This is a genomic window from Saccharopolyspora sp. NPDC000359, from assembly GCF_040300525.1.
In the GTDB taxonomy this organism is placed as follows: Bacteria; Actinomycetota; Actinomycetes; order Mycobacteriales; family Pseudonocardiaceae; genus Saccharopolyspora.
The window spans coordinates 55,724-68,658 of record NZ_JBEPDU010000020.1 but is presented as its reverse complement, the minus strand read 5'-3'; the positions used below and the strand labels follow the sequence as shown (position 1 = coordinate 68,658).

The window sequence follows — 12,935 nt, the reverse complement described above, 5'->3', positions numbered from 1 at the left end:
GACGAGGTGGACCAGTGGAGCCCGGCCGTGCTCCCGTGCGCGTTCCTGACGCGAAATGGGGACGGACCGGTCGTGGCCCGGCTCGGCGGCCACCCGGCGCTTCCGCTCGACGCGCCGACTCTGGACACCCCCTACGTCGCCACCGTGGACTGCGGGTCGCTGGGCCCGGTGGCACCGCACCACTTCGAACCAGCTGCCTCGTTGCGGCGCCTGGCCGACGAGCTCACCACCTGGCCACGAGGACGACGCATCGAACCGATCAGGGTTCGCGCTTCGCCGACGCCGGTGCTACTCACACGTTGGATGTCGGCGATGGGAGTGCAATGGAATAGTGCGCATGGAGGGCGACATCTTGCAGAAATTTTTCTATCGATTGCATCTCGTGGCGCACGGCGGGCTCGATCGTGTTGCGATTGGCGAGCGTTCCGTCCAGAATGGTCACCCAGTTTTCACCCTCCGGGTCTGACATTCCCTCTGCAATCAGCTTGCCGCATCCATATAGTGCTCCTGCCAGGGCCCCCCAGGCCGCCCCTTCGGCGCCTCCGGCTGATCCGATGGTCACACCAGTTGCGATTGAATTGATCATCGTATCCGCGCGGTCGGCTGCGGAGGATCGTTGATCAGGTCCGCCGCCGGTCAACTTGCTCATGGCAGATCCGAGGATGTCCAAATATTTTTGTCGCGCCTGGTCGATGATGGCCTCGCACGATTTTATGGCGGCTGACATGTACGAGAGGATGAGGTACTCGTCGTACAGGGCGTGGTCCAAGCTGTTCAAGTACGAGTTGTGGAAGTTCGAGGCGGCGCTTCCCCAGGGGCCGTTCCAGTACTGGAGGATGCCCTTGATTTCCTGAGTGGGGCGATTGTGCAGATGAATGTCATGCTTTTGGAGCGCGTTTCGCGCCTGATCTTCGATGAAGTGCGTCGCTACTTCTGTCCCTCCCGATATTTGCCCGAACCCTTCTACTGTGGTTCCGACGTCTCGGATCTTCTGCAAGTAGTCCGCGGCGGTCTCTATGCCGCTCTTCCTCGTCTCCCACACGAAGTTGTCGATTTGGGCATAGTAGTGCACGGACTCTGAAAGTCTCGCATTGAAGTCCTCAATGTCGTGTGCGAATTCGTCGTCCTTCTTCGGCATGGTCCATCCTGTCGCTACTGCGGGTCGAAAGATCGCAAAATCTTGGTGAACTCCGCCGCGGCCTGCGCATCGGCCTCGTCGTAGTCGTCGGCGGAGGCGCGAAGAGCGTCGGCGGAGTCATTGATTCTTTCCTCGGCGGCTTCCATCTTGTCGACTATTGCGCTTGCCGCTTCGCTCCACATGCCGCTTGCCGTGGAGAACGCATGAGCCAAGATGGCGGTGCCCATGCTCTGTGCGAGCACCATGTTCTCGCGAGCGATTTTCACGTCCTCGGCGATCGCAGGCAATTCCACTGCCGCGACACGTCTCATCGCGCCGGTGTCATGACTGTAATCTTCTTTCTCTTCCATGGTTCTTCATCCACCTTCCGGCGATGCTGTGCCAGGTTTTGGTAGCGCGTTTTGCATGTATATACGATTGTGTGGAGACCACTTCGGTCCCAAAACACCTCGTACTGTCCAGACACCCCCCGGCGGCGTTCAGGTCCGTTGCGTGCAGGAGCAGGCTGGCGCCGCAGATACCCCAGCGCCGACAAGCTCGCGCGGTGTGCTCGCCAGTTTCGTAGATGGTTCAGGCACGCGGGCCGCTTGTCGAAAACATCACCGTATTGGACTAATGGGTAGATGGGATGCGCTAGCGTGAGATCCGTGGGGCCGTGCCTTGGACGAGATCGCGATCACAGACCCGCGCGAGCTGCGCGGAGCTCTGGTGGGGGTGCGCGAGGACGGCTCGCGCTGATCGACGGTGAACGCGAGGAGGGGGGCCGCTCGGTGGCTGCCCCCATCCGGGACCGGAGCAGGGGCATCGCTGTGCTCAACATTGCGGTCAACGCGGCGCATGTCCGCCGGGGAACTCAGCGATCGGTGCGCGACCCTCGTGCGGGATCACGCCGAGGCCGTCTCGGCCGAGATCGGGCACCGGTGACGACAGCGCTCCGCGCCCGACCAGATCGTGTGGGTAGCCGTCAGAGGCCGGTGAGGTCGGCGCGGTCCTGGCCGCCTGCGGCGCGCAGGTCGGGGTTGGCCTCGCGGATGGCTGCGGCGTGCCGGACGTGTTCGGCGGTCAGCCTGGCGGCCTCCTCCGCGTCGCCTTCCCGCAACGCTTCCAGGATCGCGTCGTGGTCGCGTTGCAGTTCCGTGGCGGCGTCCTCGCTGCCTCAGATGGTCGCGGGCGGGGTGAAGCGCACCCACAGCGTCTCGACGTACTGCAGGACCAGTGGTGACGCCTGCTCGTAGATGGTGAAGTGGAACTGCTTGTTCAGGCGGGACAGCTCGGCGGAGGAGGCGTCCTCGCGCAGCGCCCGGTCGATCTCGGCGTGCCGGCTCTCGACCTCCCGCAGCTTCTCGGGGGTCATCCGCTCGACCGCCATCTCGGCTGCGGCGGACTCGACGGCGGCGCGCAGCCGGTAGAGGTCGGCGGCGGTCTCCGGGGTCATCTCCCGGACCGTGGCGCCCTTGTGCGTGGAGTAGACGATCATGCCGTCGGCCTCCAGGATGCGCAGCGCTTCGCGGACCCGCAGGGCCTGGGCAGCAGGGTCGCGCCGAGCCGTTCACCCGGATGGTTGTGCTGCCGTCCGCCCGGTGTTAATTTCGTTCCTGGATTTAAAAAGTTCATGCAGGTAGCGCCGCAGGTGGCGGTCCTCCAACGAAGGTGGGTCCCGAGTATGAAGCAGGTCGCGCCACAGCAGGCGCCCGTTGGACAGCGTCGTGAAGTGCCACCCGGCCTGGTCTACTTCCTCGGTGCTCTCGGGGCGGTCCTGTGGGGTTACGACAACGGCGTCATCGCGGGTGCGCTGCTGTTCATGACCGAGGAGTTCCACCTCGACCCCGCCGCGCAGGGGGTCGTCTCGTCGTCGCTGGCGATCGGCGCAGGGGTGGGGCCGTCGTGAGCGGCGCGCTGGCCAATCCGCTGGGGCGCAAGCGACTCGTCTTCATCGCCGGCCTGGTCTTCATGGGCGGCACGCTTGCCTGGGCCACGGCCGGTTCTGCAACGCTGCTCGTGGTGAGCCGGATCGTGATCGGGGTCGGCATCGGTATCGTGTCCGTGTCCGTCCCGATCTACCTCGCCGAGATCTCGCCCGCGCGGATTCGCGGGCGGATCGGGGCGCTCACCCAGCTGATGATCGCCTCCGGGATCCTGCTGTCCTACGTGGTCGGGTACGCGCTGTCCCCGTTCGAGGCGTGGCGGTGGATGGTCGCCTTCGCGTTGGTGCCCGCACTCGTCCTGATCGCGGGGATCTGGTTGCTGCCGGAGAGCCCGCGCTGGCTGCTCACCCGGGGGCGGGACGAAGAGGCGCGGGCGGAGCTCGCGCGGCAGGTGCCCGCGCACGAGGTCGAGCAAGCCATGCGCGAGATGCGTGAGGCCTTCCACCGGGCGAAGCCGTCGTGGCGGGAGGTGTTCCGGCCGGGTGTCCGCCGCATCGTCCTCGTCGCTGTGGGGTTGGCGGTGCTCACCCAGCTGCTCGGCATCAACACGATCACCTTCTACGCCCCCACCATCCTGAAGTCGATCGGATTCAGCGAGCAGGCGTCCCTGCTCAACACGATCGGCTTCGGCATCGTCTCGATCGTCTTCACGGTGCTGGCGTCCAGGCTCCTCGACGGCTGGGGTCGCCGACCGTTGTTGATGGTCGGGGCGCTCGTGATGGGGCTGAGCATGGCGACCATGGCGGTGCTGTCCTGGACCGCCGGTCTGACCGTCGGTGCCAGCGGACTCGTCGCGATCGCGTGCCTGGTCGTCTTCAAGGCGATGTTCTCGCTGTCCTGGGGGACTTCCTCGCGGATCGTGATCGCCGAGATCCTCCCGCTGCGGGTCCGGGGTTCGGCCCTCGGCCTCGCGGAGGTCTTCAACTTCGCATCGACCTTCGCGCTGTCGTTGACGTTCCCGATCCTGCTTGCGGCCGGGAGCGGGCTGGCTTTCAGCCTCTTCGGCGTCATGGGCTTGATCGCGTGCCTGTTCGTCGGCCTGCTGGTACCGGAGACCAAGGGCAGGACCTTGGAGGAGATCGAGGCCGAGATGCTCCCAGCCGGCAAGCGGTAGTTGGCGCTCACCCCAGGCGGGGCGCGGTTCGACCGCGTCCCGCGGCGGGCTCCGAAGGTGGCGGGCCGTAGAAGAAGGTTTCCAGTGCGCTCGCGGCTGCTCCGACGATCCCGGGGGACGCGAACGATGTCCGGTTGAGGAGCAACGAGTCCCGCAGCAGGGGGAAGGCCCGCTCACGGGTGCGCTCCGTCAAGTCGTGCAGGAAGGGCTCGGGCGCCTCCGCGAGCAGGCCTCCGAGGACGATCATCGTCGGGTTGAGCAGGTTCGCCACGGCGGCGAGGCCGGTGGAGAGGTGCCGCAGCACGGAGTCGCGGAGGTCGGCGGCGTCCTTCTCGGTGGTCGCGGCGTTCTCCAAGGCCTTGAGGAGTTCGTCGGCATCGTCCACACCGAGCTGGGACAGCTTCCGCCGGAGCGCGGGCTCCGCCACGATCGTTTCGAGGCAACCGCGTGCTCCGCACGCGCACAGCTCCCCGTCGGGCACGACCTGGATGTGGCCGAGTTCGCTGACGCCGTGCTCGCCGCACAGGAAGGGTTCGTCGTGGAGCACGAGGCCGAGCCCGACACCGGTTTTGACGTGGACGAAGGCGATGCTCCGGGCGCCGTGGCCGAACCTGTTCTCGGCCAGCGCCATGGCACGCACGTTGTGCTCGACGACGGTGGGCAGGCCGCAGATCTCCTCGCTGGTGGTCGCCATCGAAACGTCGCTCCAGCCGAGGTTGACCGACATGAGGTTGACCCGGTTGGTCGTGTCGACCGCGCCAGCTGCCCCGATGCCGATGCCGATCAGTTCCGACGCGGCCAGCGGCAGCAGTTCCTCCCGCACCCGCTCCGCGAGCTGCTTCATGACGGTCTCCGCCGGTGCCGATGGGTCGAACGTCCACGTCCGCACGTCGTGGGTGCGCCCGACGGCGTCGACGAGTCCAGCCCGGGCGGTGCCGACGTCGATCTGGACACCGCAGACCTCGACGGCCTCCGGGACCAGGCGCAGTCCGATCGCGGGACGGCCGATGCGGGACTCGGTTTCGGCGCTCGACTCCTCGATGTACCCCTTGCTGATCAGCGGTGCGACCGCCTTGGTCACCGTGGTGGGGGACAGGCCGGTGGTCTCGGAGATCGCGCTGCGGGAGAGCGGCTCGCCGGAGCGGAGCAGGGTGAGGATCAAGCCGTCGTGGCGTCCTCGGGTCGGCAGCGGGACGGGAGTGGAACGGGGCATCGTCTTCCTCGCGGAGCCAGGTGGACCAGGCAGCTTGATCCTACCGCCTCGCGTTGTTAATTTTTCTATGAAAGAAAATAAATCTTCGCTGGGGAAGGGTGGTCTCATGGGTAGCGGGCCAGTGGGGCGGCGGACCAACGTGGTGCTCGTCCTCGCCGACGATCTCGGGTTCTCGGACCTGGGCTGCTACGGCGGTGAGATCGACACCCCGCACCTCGACCGGCTCGGCCGCTCCGGGGTGCGGATGTCGTCGTTCTACAACACCGCCCGCTGTTCGCCGTCGAGGGCCTCGCTGCTGACGGGTCGGCATCCCCACGAGACCGGGATCGGCATCCTCACCGATGACCAGCGGCCCTGGGGTTACCCGGGTTCGCTCGACGTGGCGGTGCCGACCGCCGCCGAGATCTTCCGGGACGCGGGCTACGCGACGTGCCTGTCCGGGAAGTGGCACCTGTCCTGCGATGTGAGCACGCCCAACCCGACCTGGCCGACCCGGCGCGGATTCGACGAGTTCTACGGGATCCTCCCCCGGGGCGGACGACTACTTCCACCCGCGCAACCTGTACATGGGAGAAGAGCGGCAGCCGCCGCCTGCCGGCGACTACTACCTGACCGACGCCATCGGTGAGCACGCGGCGGACTTCGTCGCCCGTCAAGCCGACGCGGACCGGCCCTTCTTCCTCTACCTCGCGTTCACCGCGCCGCACTGGCCGCTGCACGCCCCCGAGGGCGACGTGCGCCGCTACGCCGAGCGGTTCACGGCGGGTTGGGACGAGCTGCGCGCCGCTCGGCACGCACGACTCGTGGAAGAGGGGTTGGTGGGCGACGAAGCTCCACTGAGTGAGCGGGACCCCGAGCTGGTGCCGTGGTCCGAAACCGGGGCGCAGTCGTGGGAAGACCGCCGGATGGCGGTTTACGCCGCTCAGGTCACCGCGATGGACCGCGCGATCGGCCGAGTGATGTCCACTTTGGAGCACAGCGGCGCCGCGGACGACACCCTCGTGGTGTTCCTGTCCGACAACGGGGGGTGCGCGGAGGAGCTGCCGCCGCCGGACGCGCCCAAGTTCCGCGACCGGCAGCCCTCGCGCACGCCGGACGGTCGTCCGATCAAGCTCGGCAACGATGCCGGTACCTGGCCCGGCGGGGAGGACACCTTCTGCAGCTACGGCAAGGCGTGGGCGAACCTGTCGAACACCTCGTTCCGCCTCTACAAGAGGTGGGTCCACGAAGGAGGGATCGCCACCCCCCTCATCGCCCACTGGCCGGGCGGAGGGCTCGACAGCGGACGCATCGTGCACGCTCCGCACCAGCTCACCGACGTGCTCCCGACCCTGCTCGAGGCCGCTGGCATCCCGTTCCCGGCCGGACCGGGCAGCTCGCTGCTCGCCGAACTCCGCGGGGAGCCCGACGAGCCGGAGCGCATGCTGTTCTGGGAACACGTCGGCAACGCCGCCGCCCGCCGCGGTCGCTGGAAGATCGTCCGGGAAGCAGGTGGCTCCTGGGAGCTCTACGACATGGCCAACGACCGCTCCGAGCGGTGGGACCTCGCCGCGCAGGAGCCCGGTCTGGTCGGTGAACTGGCTGCGAGCTGGCAGGAATGGGCCGACTCCGTCGGCGTCGTCCCGTGGGTCACCATCCGCGCCGCAGGCCGCTGACGAACAACGGAAGGGAACTGACCAGCATGCCCACCAGCTCGGAGCCTCGCCCGAACATCGTGATGATCCTGACCGACGACCACGCCGCGCACTCGATCGGGGCGTACGGTTCGGTCGTCAACAAGACACCGCGGATCGACGAGATCGGCCAGCGCGGCAGGCGGCTCGACAACTGCTTCGCCACCAACGCGCTGTGCTCCCCGAGCCGCGCGTCGATCCTGACCGGCACCTACAGCCACGTCAACGGGGTGCCCACCCTGGACACCCCCATCGATGCGAGCCAGCCGACGTTCGTCAGCCAGCTGCGGCAGGCCGGTTACCGCACCGCCTTGGTCGGGAAGTGGCACATGGGCCACGGCGAAGGCCACGACCCGCAGGGGTTCGACTACTGGGACGTGGTGATCGAGCAGGGCGAGTACTGGAACCCGCGGTTCCGGTCCGAGGACGGCTTGCGCACCGTCGAGGGCTACGCCACCGACATCATCACTGACCTCGCCCTGGAGTGGGTGGAGGGGCTCGAAGGAGATGAGCCCTGGTGCGTGCTGATCTTCCACAAGGCGCCGCACCGTCCGTGGGAGCCGAACCACCAGCACCAGGGCATGTACTCGGATCCGATCCCGCTGCCAGCAACGTTCCACGACGACTACGCCACCCGCTCGGCTTCGGCGCGCCGGGCTGCGGTGCGCCTGGCCGAGAACCTGAACGAGGAGGACCTCAAGGTCCGGCCCCCGGAAGGGTTGAGCTACGACGAGTTGGCCGTGTGGAAGTACCAGCGGTTCATGGAGGACTACCTGGCCTGCGTCGCGAGCGTCGACGACAACGTGGGCCGCGTCGTCGACTGGTTGCGGGAGCGCGGGGAGTTCGACGACACCCTCCTGATGTACGCCTCTGACCAGGGGTTCTTTTTGGGTGAGCACGGGTGGTTCGACAAGCGGTTCATGTACGAGGAATCGCTTCGCATGCCGTTCCTGGTCAGCTACCCGCGCCGGTTGCCCGAGGGCGGTGGCTTCACCGGCATGGTCACCAACGTCGACTTCGCGCAGACGATCCTCGACGCCGCCGGCGTGGCCCACCACCCGCGCATGCAGGGCCGGAGCTTCTGGCCCGACCTGCTCGGTGCTCCCACCGCACCGGTGGAGGGCATCTACTACCGCTACTGGGAGCACGACGACCAGTTCCACCGGGCACCAGCGCACTACGGGTACCGCACCGAGCGCTACAAGCTGATCTACTTCTACAACGACGGACTCGGGCTCCCCGGGACCGGCCCGTTCACCTACCCGCCGGAATGGGAGCTGTACGACATGCAGGTGGATCCGGACGAGCTGCACAACGTCCACGACGACCCCGCCTACCGCCAGGTCCGCGAAGAGCTGGAGGTCGCCATGTGGCGCGAACAGGCCAGGCTCGGTGATGAGCCCCACCCCAGCCAGCCGAAACCCGCGGGGATCTGAGCGCGCGGCCGCAACGGCCCGCCCCGACGGCGCTTCTCGACGCGGCTTCGGCCACCTGCGCGGGGAGCACGCTCGTCTTCGTGCCGTGTTCTCGAACGAAACGCAGGAGGACGCAGTCATGCCCCAGTGCTGTCCACCACCTCGCTCCGCTGCCAGTGAGCAACCAGAACCGCTCGTGCAGCTCCGGCCCGGGTCCGATGTGGACGCGTTGATCACCCTGCCCGGTGGCACCTTCCTGATGGGAACCGAAGATGGGGAGGGGTTCACCGCGGACCGGGAAGGGCCGGTGCGCGAGGTGACCGTCGCGCCGTTCGCGATCGATCCGCATTGCGTCTCCAACGAACGCTTCGCCCGGTTCGTCGAGGAGACCGGCTACCGCACCGAGGCCGAGGCCTTCGGCTGGACCTACGTGTTCGCCAAGTTCCTGCCCGCGGATGTGCGGAAGCGTTCGCCGCGCCCGACCGAGGCGCCCTGGTGGTGCGCGGTGGCGGGGGCTTGCTGGCGCGAGCCGGAGGGCCCGGGCAGCGGTCTCGACGGGCGGTGGGACCACCCGGTCGTCCACGTCTCCTGGAACGACGCGGTCGCGTACTGCTCGTGGGCGGGGCGGCGGTTGCCCACCGAGGTCGAGTGGGAGTACGCCGCCCGGGGCGGCCTGCAGCAGGCTCGGTACCCGTGGGGCGACGAGCTCGTCCCGGGCGGGGAGCACCGCTGCAACATCTGGCAGGGGCAGTTCCCCATCCGCAATACCGGGGAGGACGGTTACGTCGGCACGGCCCCGGTGGATGCCTTCCAGCCCAACGGTTTCGGCCTCCACAACACTTCGGGCAACGTGTGGGAGTGGTGCGCTGACCTGTTCGACCAGGTGTTGCCTGGCATGTCGATGCGCGGCGGTTCCTACCTCTGCCACGATTCCTACTGCAACCGCTACCGGGTGGCCGCGCGCACCTCGAACACGCCCGACAGCGCGAGCGGCAACCTCGGGTTCCGCGTCGCGGCGGATTTCGTCCCGGGCGAACGCCAGGGCTGAGCGGACAGCCGCGGACACGAGTCGCAGTCAGGAGTGCGGAGCGTCGGCGAGTGGGTGATCAGGCCGGTTCGCGACGCCGGTGGGTTGGCTGCTGAGTGGACGACGACCACGCGGGCTGCGCACTCATCGGTGGCGACCGAGGGGGCACGTACTCAGCTCGGGGCTGCCCGTGTCCTGGGATTGCCGGAGGTGGTGGGGTCGGGGAGGTCCTGGTTCAGGTGTGGGTGCCGTGTTCGCGGGGCCACGGGTTGCCTTCCAGTTCTTCGATGTCGGAGTTGAAGCGGGTCAGCAGGGTGACGAAGGTGGCAAGCTCGTCCTGGGGCCAGTCCGAGACGACCATCTCCACCCCTTCCCGGCTGCGTTCGCGGTCGGCGGCCAGCAGTCGCAGGCCCTCCTCGGTGGGGCGGAACTTCCGCGCGAGGCCGCCGTCGGGGTCGGGGAAGCGCTCGACGAGTCCTTGCTTGAGCAGCGCGCCGACCTGGCGGTTGATCGTGGAGATGTCCAGGCGGAAGGTCTCGGCGAGTTGCTTGAGCGACATCGCCCCCGAGATCTCCAGCCGGGTGAGCAGCAGGTAGCCGGACCTGTCCAGCTGTTGGCCGGCGCGCACCTGCCGGTTGGCCAAGTAGTGCCTGGCGAACAGCGAGAGCTCGCGTTCCAGGTCGTTGAGCGTTCGCTTGTCCTGCGTCACGGCGACCTCCTCAGCGCTGTGCGTCCCGCCTCATTGTCGCGAGGGCGACATCCGGGGGTGAATGTGTATCGTGCACATCATGTGTATGGTGCACATTGACGCCGATGGGAGGGAGCCAGATGGCCTCGTCGCAACCAGTCCGAACCCTCGATGCCTATCCAGCCGAGCGGAGCTGCCCGTTCAGCCCGCCGGACGACTTCGAACGGCTGCGCGCTGAGCAGGCACTGCCGACCGTGCCGGTGCTGCGCGGGCAGCGGCCTTGGTTGGTCACCCGGTACGAGGACGCCAAAGCCGTCCTGGCCAGCCCGAACTTCAGCGCGCGGATGGACCGGCCCGGCTTCCCGCTGATGTCGGCCACCGACGTCCAGCAGCTCCGCGCCGAGCGCCCCACCCTCATCCGGACCGACGACCCGGAACACCTCCAGAAGCGGCGCAGGCTGACCCGGGACTTCACCGTCAAGCGGATCAACGCGCTGGAGCCGGAGATCCAGCGGATCATCGACGAGACGATCGACGACCTGCTGCGGGTGGGCGGACCGGCCGACCTGGTCTCCGAACTCGCGCTGCCGGTGCCCTCGCGGGTCATCTGCCTGCTGCTCGGGGTCCCCTACGAACAGCACGAGTTCTTCCAGCGCAAGTCCGCGCAAGCGCTGGCAGGCAGGTCCGGGGTGGACGACGTGGCGGCCGCGCTGGGCGAGCTGGGTGAGTACCTGGGCGAGCTGGCCGACGCCAAGCGGCGTGCTCCCCAGCAGGACCTGTTCTCGCGGCTGGTGCAGGAGTTGCACGTGCCGGGGATCGTGGACCGGGGGGAGCTGATCGACACGGCGATGACGCTGCTGATCGCCGGGTTCGAGACCACCAGCAACATGATCGGCCTCGGCGTCGCGGCACTGCTGTGCCACCCGGACCAGCTGGAGGTCTTCCTGGCCGGGGACCGCGCGCTGCAGGAGAACGCCGTCGAAGAACTGCTGCGCTACCTCTCCATCGCCCAGCACCCGCGGCAGTTCGTCGCCGTGGCGGACACGCAGGTCGGGAACACCCTGATCAGGGCCGGTGAGGGAGTGCTGATCTCGCTGCCGTCGGCGAACCGGGACCCCGCGGCGTTCGCGGACGCCGACGTGCTCGACCTCCGGCGGCCAGCGCGCCACCACCTCGCCTTCAGCTACGGGACCCACCAATGCCTCGGGCAGGCGCTCGCGCGCCGTGAACTGCTCCTGACCTACCGGACGTTGTTCACCCGCGTGCCCTCGCTGCGACTGGTCGATCCGGTCGAGGAGTTCGACCTGAAGTCCCACACCCGCGTGCACGGGTTCAACTCGCTCAACGTCACCTGGTAGGAGGTCACGGAAGATGAAGGTTCTCATCGATGAGGACAAGTGCGTCGGTGCTGGCCAGTGCGTGCTCGCCGCGCCCGACGTGTTCGACCAGCGCGACGAGGACGGCGTCGCGTTCGCCCTCGTCGAGCATCCGGACGAGCAGCTCCGCGCCGAGACCGTGGAAGCCGCGCGGGTGTGCCCCGCTGCCGCCATCCGCATCGAGGGGTGAGCTGGTTGGGCGACGACGTCCTCATCGTCGGTGCGTGCCTGGCGGGCCTGTCCACCGCGCAGGAACTGAGGTCGCTCGGGTTCGACGGCTCGATCACGATGGTCGGGGAGGAGTCCCACCCACCCTACGACAGGCCTGCGCTGTCCAAGCAGTTCCTCGCCGGTGACGGGGACGAACAACGACTCCTGCTGCCCGGGCACGACGAGCTCGCGGAGCTGGGCATCACCTTCCGCCCGAACAGCACGGCCGTGGCAGCGGATCTCGCCGGGCGCACCGTGGCCCTGCACGACGGCACGGAGCTGCCGTTCGGCACCCTGGTGGTCGCCACCGGTGTCGCACCGCGACCGCTGCCCACCTCCGGCCCGGCACCGCTGACGTTGCGCTCCATCGCCGACGCCAAGCGGGTGGCCGCCCAGCTGCGCCAGAGACGGCGGGTGGTCGTCATCGGTGCCGGGGTCCTGGGGACCGAACTGGCCTGGGCCGCCAAGTCAGCGGGGTGCGACGTCCAGCTGGTGGGCGTGGACCCGGCGCCGCTGCCGGTGCTCGGGCCCGCGGTCGGCGAAGTGGTCAGCCGCGCGATCACCGGGGCCGGGGTGACGTTCACCGGCTCGGTGGGCGTGTCCGACGTCCGGTCCGGTTCGGACGGTGCGCAGGAGGTCCTGCTCGACGACGGCACGGTGCTGCACGCCGACTGCGTCATCACCGCGGTCGGCTCGGTCCCGCGGGTCGAATGGCTGCGGGGCAACGAGCTCGACCTCTCCGACGGGTTGCGGTGCGATTCGGGGTGCTCCGCCGCGCCGGGGGTCTACGGGGTCGGTGACGTCGCGAGCTGGTGGCACGCCGGTCTCGGCGACCGGCTGCGCGTCGAGCACCGGATGAACGCCAGTGAGCAGGGTCGGCTGGTCGCCAGCAACATCTGCGGCGCTGGGCGGGACTTCACCCCGATCCCGTTCTTCTGGAGCGACCAGGGGCCGAACAAGGTCGTGGTGCACGGCCACCCCACGTCGGAGGCCGAGTTCGAACCCGTGGTCGGGTCCCTCGCCGACGACAGGTTCGCGGGTGTCTACCGGGAACACGGCCGGGTTGTCGCCGTGCTGTCCTGGAACAGCCCGCGGGAGGCGACTCGGCTGCGGCGGGAACTGGTCGCGTGACAGCGAGCGTGGCGACGAGCGCCGT

At 68.2% G+C, this 12,935-nt stretch carries 13 protein-coding genes and 1 pseudogene; 9 read left to right on the top strand and 5 right to left on the bottom strand.

The features are described from left to right. Positions 1–292: 292 nt before the first annotated feature. From ABT324_RS15325 to ABT324_RS15315, 3 genes and pseudogenes are all read right to left on the bottom strand, one after another. Entirely contained in the window at positions 293–1,138 is an 846-nt protein-coding gene (locus tag ABT324_RS15325) for a hypothetical protein (RefSeq protein WP_351176735.1), read from the bottom strand. Between the two features lie 14 nt (positions 1,139–1,152). Continuing rightward, positions 1,153–1,488 carry a hypothetical protein gene (locus ABT324_RS15320; protein ID WP_351176732.1) on the bottom strand — a complete coding sequence of 112 codons (336 nt, stop codon included), beginning with the start codon at positions 1,486–1,488 and terminating at the stop codon, positions 1,153–1,155. 614 nt (positions 1,489–2,102) lie between these two features. Beyond that, a pseudogene (locus ABT324_RS15315) lies at positions 2,103–2,573 on the bottom strand (GntR family transcriptional regulator). A 276-nt stretch (positions 2,574–2,849) separates the two neighbouring features. On the opposite strand from ABT324_RS15315, the gene ABT324_RS15310 reads away from it, so the two are divergent. Next, the gene (locus ABT324_RS15310; protein ID WP_351176729.1) at positions 2,850–3,026 is read left to right on the top strand and encodes a hypothetical protein; all 177 of its coding nucleotides are present in this window, start codon (positions 2,850–2,852) and stop codon (positions 3,024–3,026) included. Further along, complete coding sequence (locus ABT324_RS15305; RefSeq protein WP_351176726.1) at positions 3,023–4,177, top strand: sugar porter family MFS transporter; 1,155 nt, start codon at positions 3,023–3,025, stop codon at positions 4,175–4,177. Before ABT324_RS15310 ends, ABT324_RS15305 begins: the two co-directional genes overlap by 4 nt. Positions 4,178–4,184: 7 nt before the next feature. On the opposite strand, the gene ABT324_RS15300 is transcribed toward ABT324_RS15305, so the two are convergent. Beyond that, complete coding sequence (locus ABT324_RS15300) at positions 4,185–5,390, bottom strand: ROK family transcriptional regulator (protein ID WP_351176723.1); 1,206 nt, start codon at positions 5,388–5,390, stop codon at positions 4,185–4,187. 106 nt (positions 5,391–5,496) lie between these two features. On the opposite strand from ABT324_RS15300, the gene ABT324_RS15295 reads away from it, so the two are divergent. The 4 genes from ABT324_RS15295 to ABT324_RS15280 all read left to right on the top strand — a co-directional run bounded on the left by ABT324_RS15295 (position 5,497) and on the right by ABT324_RS15280 (position 9,526). Further along, entirely contained in the window at positions 5,497–6,018 is a 522-nt protein-coding gene (locus ABT324_RS15295) for a sulfatase-like hydrolase/transferase (protein WP_351176720.1), read from the top strand. Beyond that, on the top strand, positions 5,957–7,045 hold the full coding sequence (locus ABT324_RS15290; protein WP_351176717.1) for a sulfatase-like hydrolase/transferase: 1,089 nt from the start codon (positions 5,957–5,959) through the stop codon (positions 7,043–7,045). The genes ABT324_RS15295 and ABT324_RS15290 overlap by 62 nt, the downstream gene beginning before the upstream one ends. Positions 7,046–7,071: 26 nt before the next feature. Next, positions 7,072–8,499, top strand: coding sequence for a sulfatase family protein (locus ABT324_RS15285; RefSeq protein WP_351176714.1), 1,428 nt, complete (start codon positions 7,072–7,074; stop codon positions 8,497–8,499). A 118-nt stretch (positions 8,500–8,617) separates the two neighbouring features. Beyond that, a complete protein-coding gene (locus ABT324_RS15280) occupies positions 8,618–9,526 on the top strand; it encodes a formylglycine-generating enzyme family protein (protein ID WP_502949743.1) in 909 nt (302 codons plus the stop codon). 214 nt (positions 9,527–9,740) lie between these two features. On the opposite strand, the gene ABT324_RS15275 is transcribed toward ABT324_RS15280, so the two are convergent. Further along, a complete protein-coding gene (locus ABT324_RS15275; RefSeq protein WP_351176708.1) occupies positions 9,741–10,214 on the bottom strand; it encodes a MarR family winged helix-turn-helix transcriptional regulator in 474 nt (157 codons plus the stop codon). Positions 10,215–10,318: 104 nt separating this feature from the next. On the opposite strand from ABT324_RS15275, the gene ABT324_RS15270 reads away from it, so the two are divergent. From ABT324_RS15270 to ABT324_RS15260, 3 genes are read left to right on the top strand one after another with little or no spacing between them, the layout of a single operon-like run. Further along, positions 10,319–11,551, top strand: coding sequence for a cytochrome P450 (locus ABT324_RS15270; protein WP_351176705.1), 1,233 nt, complete (start codon positions 10,319–10,321; stop codon positions 11,549–11,551). 13 nt (positions 11,552–11,564) lie between these two features. Beyond that, on the top strand, positions 11,565–11,759 hold the full coding sequence (locus ABT324_RS15265; RefSeq protein ID WP_351176702.1) for a ferredoxin: 195 nt from the start codon (positions 11,565–11,567) through the stop codon (positions 11,757–11,759). After that, positions 11,756–12,910, top strand: coding sequence for an NAD(P)/FAD-dependent oxidoreductase (locus tag ABT324_RS15260; protein WP_351176699.1), 1,155 nt, complete (start codon positions 11,756–11,758; stop codon positions 12,908–12,910). Before ABT324_RS15265 ends, ABT324_RS15260 begins: the two co-directional genes overlap by 4 nt. Positions 12,911–12,935: the final 25 nt, after the last annotated feature.

Coding starts and splice junctions, on each gene's coding strand:
- ABT324_RS15320 (WP_351176732.1), bottom strand. CDS start 1,488: ATGGAAGAGAAAGAAGATTACAGTCATGACACCGGCGCGATGAGACGT.
- ABT324_RS15290 (WP_351176717.1), top strand. CDS start 5,957: ATGGGAGAAGAGCGGCAGCCGCCGCCTGCCGGCGACTACTACCTGACC.
- ABT324_RS15295 (WP_351176720.1), top strand. CDS start 5,497: ATGGGTAGCGGGCCAGTGGGGCGGCGGACCAACGTGGTGCTCGTCCTC.
- ABT324_RS15285 (WP_351176714.1), top strand. CDS start 7,072: ATGCCCACCAGCTCGGAGCCTCGCCCGAACATCGTGATGATCCTGACC.
- ABT324_RS15325 (WP_351176735.1), bottom strand. CDS start 1,138: ATGCCGAAGAAGGACGACGAATTCGCACACGACATTGAGGACTTCAAT.
- ABT324_RS15300 (WP_351176723.1), bottom strand. CDS start 5,390: ATGCCCCGTTCCACTCCCGTCCCGCTGCCGACCCGAGGACGCCACGAC.
- ABT324_RS15280 (WP_502949743.1), top strand. CDS start 8,618: ATGCCCCAGTGCTGTCCACCACCTCGCTCCGCTGCCAGTGAGCAACCA.
- ABT324_RS15270 (WP_351176705.1), top strand. CDS start 10,319: ATGGGAGGGAGCCAGATGGCCTCGTCGCAACCAGTCCGAACCCTCGAT.
- ABT324_RS15265 (WP_351176702.1), top strand. CDS start 11,565: ATGAAGGTTCTCATCGATGAGGACAAGTGCGTCGGTGCTGGCCAGTGC.